The sequence below is a fragment of the Vibrio sp. 10N.286.48.C11 genome (assembly GCF_041469805.1).
Lineage (GTDB): Bacteria > Pseudomonadota > Gammaproteobacteria > Enterobacterales > Vibrionaceae > Vibrio > Vibrio crassostreae_C.
Genome location: NZ_JBFRLK010000075.1, coordinates 50877 through 57888, shown reverse-complemented (window position 1 = coordinate 57888; position 7012 = coordinate 50877). Strand labels below are relative to the sequence as shown.

The window sequence follows — 7012 nt, the reverse complement described above, 5'->3', positions numbered from 1 at the left end:
ACTGAGCTAGTATCGCATTATAAAAGGTCTTTCACCTTTCGATTACCGCTTTCGCCGTAACCTACAAATTGGAGCGATACATCGGGTTCGAACCGATGACCTCAACCTTGGCAAGGTTGCGCTCTACCAACTGAGCTAGTATCGCAATCTGAAAACGTCTTTCTCCGTTCAGGGCTGCGAATTATAAGAGCATTTTTTTGTGATGCAAGTCCTTAATGCAAAATTACGAAACTTTTTACTCAACTGCTGTAAAAGCACACAGATTTGCAAAAAAAACGGCTCTTATGTCCCTGAAAAGTTAGATAAACGTGATCATTTTATTCGACTAGATGTTAATAATCGTTTTTCGGTAGTACTGCAGCTCGGCGATCGACTCTCGAATATCGTCTAACGCAAGGTGACTTCCCGACTTAGAAAAACCATCTAACACTTCAGGTTTCCAACGACGAGTCAGCTCTTTCAGAGTGCTTACGTCAACATAGCGGTAGTGGAAGTACTCTTCTAACTCTGGCATGTGCTTGTATAGGAAACGACGGTCTTGACCAATGCTGTTGCCACAAATTGGTGACTTACCTTTTGGTACCCATTTTTCAAGAAACTCAATGGTTTGTTGGATGGCATCTTGCTCTGAAACCGTGCTTTCTTGAATTCGCTTCACGAGGCCGCTGCCAGTGTGAGTCGTTGTACACCACTCGTCCATCTTGTCCAATTCACTCTGAGGTTGGTGAATAGCCAAAACAGGTCCTTCAGCCAGGATGTTAAGCTCACTATCAGTAACGATAGTAGCAATTTCAATGATTTTATGAGTTTCAGGATCAAGTCCTGTCATCTCTAGATCAACCCAAATAAGGTTCTGATCGCTAAAGGACATAAGGCGTCGCCTATTTGTTTATGTGTAAAAGAGGTACTATACCCAAATAACTATACTCAAACTAGCTTTAGGACCATCGAAATCACGTGGTACCAGCAACATCCTGTTTGAGTCCCCAATCATCAAGTTAGATGTGTTAAGTGAAAAATTGTGGCTAAAAAAAAGAAGTTAACCAAAGGTCAAGTACGTCGTGTACGTAGCAACCAGAACAAGCGACTCAAGAAAGAAGATTCTATCCAATGGGATGAGAACATGCTTGGCGGAACCAAAAGCGGACTCGTGATTACGCGCTTTGGCCAACATGCTGATATCGAAGATCTTGAAACTAACGAAGTTCATCGTTGTAACTTACGCCGTAGTATCGAGACTTTAGTTTCTGGTGACCGAGTGACTTGGCGCGCAGGCTTAGAATCAATGGCCGGTATTTCTGGCGTTGTGGAAGCGGTTGAGCCGAGAACTTCAATGCTGACTCGCCCTGATTACTACGATGGCCTAAAGCCAGTAGCTGCGAACGTCGACCAAATGGTTATCGTATCGGCTGTGCTACCAGAGCTATCACTTAATATTATCGACCGTTACCTAATTGCTTCAGAAACGGTAAACATCGCGCCGCTTGTTGTACTGAACAAGGTCGATCTACTGACTGATGAGCAGATTGCTGAATACCGTGAAACACTTAAAGAGTACGAGAAGATCGGCTATAAAGTGATGTTCGTGAGTAAAGAGTCTGGCTACGGCATCAAAGAGCTGGAAGCTGAACTCAAAGACCGTATCAACATCTTTGTTGGTCAATCGGGTGTGGGTAAATCAAGCCTAGTGAATGCATTAATGCCTACGCTAGACATTGAAGAAGGCGAAGTCTCTGAGAACTCAGGTCTTGGTCAGCACACAACCACGGCAGCTCGTTTATACCACTTCCCTTCTGGTGGTGATCTGATTGATTCACCAGGAGTGCGTGAATTCGGCCTATGGCACCTAGAGGCCGACGAAATCACTGAAGCCTTTATCGAGTTCAAGCCTTACCTTGGCGGTTGTAAGTTCCGTGACTGTAAACACATTGATGACCCAGGCTGCATCCTGCGCGAAGCGGTAGAAAACGGAAAGATCAGTCGATTACGTTTCGACAACTACCACCGCATCATTGAAAGCATGGCGAGTAACAAAGATAACCGTCAGTATTCACGCAACAAAAAAGCCGATCTCTAATCGCGTTTTTGTGAACAAATGTGTGCATTTACTGACAATTGGCGCGAATTTAAGTAACATCTCGCGCCCTAAACCGTCATCGACAGATTTAATTGAAAAACAATTAGCATTGGAAAATTAATACAATGGATAAGATTAAAGTTGGATTGCAGTACTGGATTCCACAACATGGATTAACTCGCCTAGTCGGCAAACTTGCGTCTGCTAAAGCGGGCGGCTTAACGACAGCGATCATCAACTGGTTCATCAAGCAATACAAAGTGAACATGGATGAAGCTCTGCATAGCGATCCAAAACACTTTAAAACATTCAATGAATTCTTCGTGCGTGAATTGAAAGAAGGCATGCGTCCTATCGCTGAAGGTGAGTCTGTTATTGTTCACCCTGCAGATGCACGTGTGAGCCAATTTGGCCCAATTACTGACGGTCAACTGATTCAAGCGAAAGGCCATAACTACTCAGCTCGCGAGCTATTGGGTGGTGATGCTGCGCTAGCGGATGAATTTAAAGACGGTGAATTCGCAACGCTTTACCTGTCTCCAAGTGATTACCACCGCGTGCACATGCCATGCGACGGCACACTGCGCCAGATGATCTACGTTCCAGGTGACCTTTTCTCAGTTAACCCGTTAACGGCAGAAAACGTTCCAAACCTATTCGCACGTAATGAGCGTGTCGTTTGTATCTTCGATACGGAATTTGGCCCAATGGCACAAGTGCTGGTTGGCGCAACGATCGTAGGTAGCATTGAGCAAGTATGGGCAGGTACCATCACCCCACCTCGTGGTAACTCGGTTTACAAATGGGATTACCCTGCACAAGGTGACAAAGCAATCATCTTGAAGAAAGGCGAAGAGATGGGCCGCTTTAAGCTTGGTTCAACCGTTATCAACCTGTTCGCTAAAGATGCGATCAAGTTTGACGACACTATGCAAAATGGCGAGAAAACGGTTCTTGGTACACCTTTCGCGCACATTGCTGGCAAAGAAGCGCAAGAAAATGACGATGTTGTTACCGATTCTGCTGAGAACACTGACCAAGCTTAACAATTTGAGTTAACTCATTTAAGCTTTCAAGGCGCGTTACTTTTTCTATTTCAGAGAAGAACGCGCCTTTTTCTTAACTCTACCGATTCATTTGCTACTCAAGCTCTAACAACTCAATCTTTCAAACCCTGCCCAGCCACCTGATGCTTCTCACTCTTGTCTCTAATTGCCCAGATAAAAGATTGACCAAAAACAAAACAACTGTCGAAACCTTAAACAACTTTTTGATTTTCCAACCCGTCTCCAAGTACCAGAAAGCCAGATAACTTACTCTATTTGAAGATATTTTATTTATAGGGTCTTTGTACATGCCTAAACTCAATGTTGGCGTTCTGGTCAAGCTGTTGATTTGTTTTGCGATTCCCTTAGGCGTGTTATTCATGCCGATAGATTCAATACCAATCGATGATCTCACGCTGATTCAACACCGCCTGTTGGCGATATTCTTATTAGCAGCCCTGCTGTGGGTGCTTGAACCTGTTCCGGTATTCGCCACTTCCATTTTGATCATTGCGCTTGAACTGGTGATGATATCTGACAAAGGTTTACACCTATTTAGAAATCCACCAGCGGGGCACGATCTCGGTGAGTTAATCAAATATACCGACATCTTCGGTGCATTTTCATCACCAATCATCATCCTTTTCATGGGTGGCTTTGCTCTTGCGATATCCGCATCCAAGTACGAACTCGATAACAACCTAGCTCGAGTGCTTCTCAAACCATTTGGTACAGAGCCGCGCTTCATTATGCTCGGCTTAATGCTGATCACCGCCGTGTTCTCAATGTTCATGTCAAATACCGCAACAACGGTAATGATGCTTGCGCTGCTCGGCCCTATCGTGGCATCTGCACCAAAAGGCGATATGGGTATCAAAGCGCTCGTGTTGTGTATTCCAATTGCTGCCAATACTGGCGGTATCGCAACCCCAATCGGTACACCGCCCAATGCCATCGCGCTGCAATACCTAACGGGTGAAAATACCATCGACTTCCTCAGCTGGATGATGATGGGCTTACCCTTTGTGATCATCCAACTCACCATCGCTTGGTTTCTTCTACAAAAACTCTTCCCTTCTAAAGAAAGAAACATGGTGCTCAAGCTCGATGGACAATTTAGAAAGAGCTGGCGAGCGATTGTGGTTTACATCACCTTCGCTGCGACAATCTTATTGTGGATGACCACCAAACTGCATGGCATGAACACCTATGTCGTGTCTATCATTCCATTGGCTGTGTTTACGCTCACTGGCATCATGGGTAAAGAAGAGCTCAAGCTGATTAACTGGGATGTGTTGTGGCTGGTCGCAGGTGGTATTGCGATTGGTATTGGCTTAGATAAAACAGGCTTAGCCGCTGCACTCGCACACGCAATTGACTATGAATCGCTCTCACCTGCAGCTGTGGTACTGACATTGTCTATCGTGTGTTGGTTAATGGCGAACTTCATGTCAAACACTGCGACGGCCAACTTGCTGATGCCGATAGCCGCTGCAATTGGTGCTTCCATGGAAAGCCTAGTTGCGATTGGTGGTCTGCAAGGCTTGCTGGTTGTGGTCGCCTTCTCTGCGTCACTTGGCATGATTCTGCCCGTATCGACACCACCAAACTCACTGGCCTACTCGACCGGGCTTATCGAAAGCAAAGACATGGCGAAGATGGGCATCATCTTAGGTATTGTGGGCTTGCTGATGGTTTACCTCGCCCTGTTTATCATCACCTAGCACGTTAATCCCTACTAATGCCCTTCCAGATAGTAATCACGTCTTTGCTATCTGGAAGGTTTAGTGCATATTGAATCCCCCACTTCTACATTTTGACACGGACGTACACTTCAATGGGATTCGAATGGCTGGCTCTTGCTGCCGCTTTTCTTTGGGCTATCGCGAGCCTGATGTCAGTAAAGCCTGCTCAACACTTAGGTTCTTTCGCCTATAGCCGTTGGCGCATGGGTTGCACTGCTATCATCTTATCGAGCATGGCTTGGTTTACTGGTGGCTGGTCAACGGTCGAAGCAGACCTAGTCACGCCGATGATGCTGTCTGGGCTAATTGGCATCTTCATTGGTGATACCGCCCTATTTGCTTGTTTGAACAGAATGGGACCGCGCCAAGCAGGTTTGCTGTTCTCTTGTCACGCCGTGTTCTCGGCAATTCTTGGTTACTTCCTATTTAGCGAAAGCATGACTTCGGTGGAGCTGATTGGCTCGGCTTTGGTGTTCAGTGGTGTATTAACCGCGATATTCTTTGGTCGTCGAGGACAAGCCAACAACCAACTCGAAACCATCAAGGGCACCGTGTGGATTGGTGTAGCTCTCGGAATCACTGCCGCTATTTGCCAAGCCTTGGGCGGTATTATTGCAAAACCCGTGATGCAAACCAGCATAGACCCTGTTGCCGCTTCAGCGATTCGTATGATTACCGCTTTTGTTGCTCACTCCGCATTTCGTCTAACTGGCGCTAAGCTCTCACGCGCAATTAACCCGATGAATGGTCAAATATTCGCGATTACCGCAGTGAACGGCTTTCTTGCTATGGCGGTGGGAATGACGCTGATCTTGTATGCGCTTCAGGAAGGCAATGTCGGCATGGTTGCTCTGTTATCTTCAACCACACCAATCATGTTGTTACCAATACTTTGGCTGTACACCAAACAGAGACCAAATGCCTACGCTTGGATCGGTGCCATTGTTGCCGTAGTGGGTACTGGTATTCTAGTCAGCTAGCTAGTGAAGTTAATTGGCAGCTGATTGGAAACTGAGAGTGAATAGCTAATGACTATTCACTCTCAGTAAAAACAAAAGCAAAAAGTTAAGAACGTGGGAAAGGAAAAGCCGTCACGTCATCGATGTGGTCATAACCTAACGCCAGCATGATCAGACGATCAATACCTAAAGCAACACCCGCACAGTCTGGTAAGCCCGCTTTTAATGCCTCAATCAAGTGATGGTCAATCGGTTGAGGCGATAAGCCCATCTCAATACGTTTGGCATTGTCATCTTCAAAGCGCTTGAGCTGCTCTTGTGGTTTATCTAGCTCATGGAAGCCGTTTGCTAACTCGATGCCTTTGAAATACACCTCAAAGCGATCCGCCACTCGCGAATCCTCAGGATTAATCTTAGCCAATGCCGCTTGTGAAGCCGGAAAGTCATAAACAAACGCAGGGACTTGTTGCCCTATTTTGGCTTCAACCCCAATACTAAACAGCAACTGCAGCAAGGTATCACGATCTTCTTCAGGGTCAGCTATATCGCTGAGCCCAAGTTTTGCTGCGGCTTGCTTTAGCGTAGCCATCGAATCTTCCAGGGGACACACACCTAACACGTCAATAAAGGCTTGTTGGTAAGTCATTCGCTCTGCTGAGCCTGATTTAAGTACCTGCTGTAACAACAGATCCATTTCATCCATCAGGTCATGATGATCAAAGCCAACGCGATACCACTCCAACATAGTGAACTCAGGGTTGTGATAACGGCCATTTTCTTCGTTACGGAAAGACTTACAAATTTGGTAAATACAGCCACTGCCCGCCGCTAATAGACGTTTCATATGAAACTCAGGGCTAGTCATAAAGAACAGTGGCTGACCGTGTGCATAACCCGGCCCTACGAATTCAGTTTTGAAAGTATGCAAATGCACGTCCGTCACCGTGGCGTGGCTCATCGCAGGCGTATCCACTTCCATCACGTTTCGCTCAGCAAAGAACTGACGAATTTGATTAAGGATATCAGCACGTTGCTTTAACTGTTTAATGGTTGCGGCCGGTTGCCATGTAGAGTGCATTATTGAGTTCCATATTACTGAATTCTAGGCGACGAAAATTACCACCTTTCATCGCTTTTGTAAGCTTCTATCTTTCTATTCGTGAAAGCAAAATGTTGTTTTAATGA

6 protein-coding genes and 1 tRNA gene are annotated in these 7012 nt (G+C 45.8%); 4 read left to right on the top strand and 3 right to left on the bottom strand.

The annotated features are described in order from the left end of the window. Positions 1-69: 69 nt before the first annotated feature. Both AB4209_RS17585 and orn read right to left on the bottom strand, forming a co-directional pair. Positions 70-145, bottom strand: a tRNA-Gly gene (locus tag AB4209_RS17585). Positions 146-325: 180 nt separating this feature from the next. Next, a complete protein-coding gene (gene orn, locus AB4209_RS17580; protein ID WP_010434065.1) occupies positions 326-871 on the bottom strand; it encodes an oligoribonuclease in 546 nt (181 codons plus the stop codon). A 150-nt stretch (positions 872-1021) separates the two neighbouring features. Here orn and rsgA point away from each other — a divergent pair, with 150 nt between their 5' ends. The 4 genes from rsgA to AB4209_RS17560 all read left to right on the top strand — a co-directional run bounded on the left by rsgA (position 1022) and on the right by AB4209_RS17560 (position 5848). Beyond that, complete coding sequence (gene rsgA, locus AB4209_RS17575; RefSeq protein WP_017061306.1) at positions 1022-2077, top strand: small ribosomal subunit biogenesis GTPase RsgA; 1056 nt, start codon at positions 1022-1024, stop codon at positions 2075-2077. Between the two features lie 125 nt (positions 2078-2202). Continuing rightward, positions 2203-3123 carry an archaetidylserine decarboxylase gene (gene asd / locus AB4209_RS17570; RefSeq protein WP_065584498.1) on the top strand — a complete coding sequence of 307 codons (921 nt, stop codon included), beginning with the start codon at positions 2203-2205 and terminating at the stop codon, positions 3121-3123. A gap of 308 nt (positions 3124-3431) precedes the next feature. Continuing rightward, positions 3432-4847, top strand: a complete 1416-nt coding sequence (locus tag AB4209_RS17565) for a DASS family sodium-coupled anion symporter (RefSeq protein WP_017061303.1) — start codon at positions 3432-3434, stop codon at positions 4845-4847. A 113-nt stretch (positions 4848-4960) separates the two neighbouring features. Next, on the top strand, positions 4961-5848 hold the full coding sequence (locus AB4209_RS17560) for a DMT family transporter (RefSeq protein WP_017071213.1): 888 nt from the start codon (positions 4961-4963) through the stop codon (positions 5846-5848). Positions 5849-5933: 85 nt separating this feature from the next. On the opposite strand, the gene epmA is transcribed toward AB4209_RS17560, so the two are convergent. Beyond that, positions 5934-6905: an elongation factor P--(R)-beta-lysine ligase gene (gene epmA / locus AB4209_RS17555; RefSeq protein ID WP_017071212.1), complete on the bottom strand. Its 972-nt coding sequence runs from the start codon at positions 6903-6905 to the stop codon at positions 5934-5936. Positions 6906-7012: the final 107 nt, after the last annotated feature.